At 67.1% G+C, this 1,309-nt stretch carries 1 protein-coding gene; it reads right to left on the bottom strand.

Annotated elements, in window-relative coordinates; translation table 11 throughout:
- Positions 1 to 290: 290 nt before the first annotated feature.
- Positions 291 to 1,309, bottom strand: a 1,019-nt coding sequence (locus P2P98_RS06510) for an IS30 family transposase (RefSeq protein WP_275798293.1), incomplete at its 5' end; no start/stop codon positions are given.

Raw genomic sequence — 1,309 nt, 5'->3', positions numbered from 1 at the left:
CGGGCCTGGAGGACTTCGATGCGGCGGGATAGTCGAGCGCTCATCCGGGAAGCGTGCCGGATTGCGAAGCGCGCCCGCGGGAACAGCATCCCAGCCTGTGGAGAAGTGGGGGTGGGGAGAAGCAGTGCTACGGGTGGGTGCCGGCCGTTCGGGAGGAGATTCGGCGACGGGAGGACACCCTAGGGCCAGAGATCCTCCTGCCCCGGAATCACCTCCCCTCCCACAGGAGAAGGCCGAGACTCGGCAATGGGAGGAGATTCGGCCAAGGGAGGAGCGGCTGAAGGGCGGATTCACGCGGTCAGTGCAACACCGTTGTCTGGTGGGGTTGAGAGTAGCCGTTCGAGGGCTTCGGTGGGTGTGGCCCAGTCGAGTGTCATGCGGGGGCGGTCGTTGAGTTGGGTGGCGACGTAGTCGAGGTAGTCGGGGGTGTAGCCGGAGAGGTCGGTGCCTTTGGGGAAGTACTGCCGGAGGAGCCCGTTGGTGTTCTCATTCGTTCCGCGCTGCCAGGGTGAGTGCGGGTCGCAGAAGAAGATGCCGTCGCGGAGGTCGGCTTCGACGGTGATCCGGGCGTGTGCTGCCATCTCCTTGCCCTGGTCCCAGGTGACCGAGCGTCGGAGCAGGTCCGGGAGACGGCGCATCTGTTGGATCATCTGGTCGGCGACGGTTTCGGCGTCTCGGCGGGTGGGCAGGTGCAGCAAGATCACGAACCGGGTAGCGCGTTCGACGAGGGTGCCGATCTGTGACAGACCGTCCTTGCCGATGATGAGGTCGCCTTCCCAGTGGCCGGGGACGGCGCGATCTTCTGCTTCGGCGGGGCGGTCGGAGATCATCACCATCCCGGGGATCCTCCCCGGGCCGGCCGAGGCGGCCGCGTGGCGTTGGGTGCGGGCGCGGGGCTTACGAGTGGTGCGTCCCGTGCGCAGCGCCCGTGTGAGCTCGTTGCGTAACTCACCGCGACCCTGCACGAACAGGGACCGGTAGATCGCCTCGTGCGAGATGCGCATGCTCTCATCATCCGGGAAGTCCACCCGTAGTCGTCGGCTGATCTGCTGCGGGGAGTGTCCGAGCAGCAACCGCCGCTGCACCTCGACGTGCAGCAGAGGCCGTGATGCGAGCTTGGAGGGCTTGGGACGCGACAAGCGCCGATCCGCGCGGCCCTGCGCGGTCGAGGGTGAGTAGAACACCGACTGGGTAGGCGGGCGGGTGGTGCGTTTGGCTCGATACCGCGGCAGGTTGCCGCGATTGCGTCGCAGTTCCCGCAGCACCGTCGAGGGATGCCTGCCAAGGTCCCGAGCGATCTGACGGATCG

Origin of the sequence: Microbacterium sp. Kw_RZR3 (assembly GCF_029222405.1) — a bacterium.
Taxonomy (GTDB): domain Bacteria; phylum Actinomycetota; class Actinomycetes; order Actinomycetales; family Microbacteriaceae; genus Microbacterium.
This window is presented reverse-complemented; position numbering and strand designations above follow the sequence as displayed.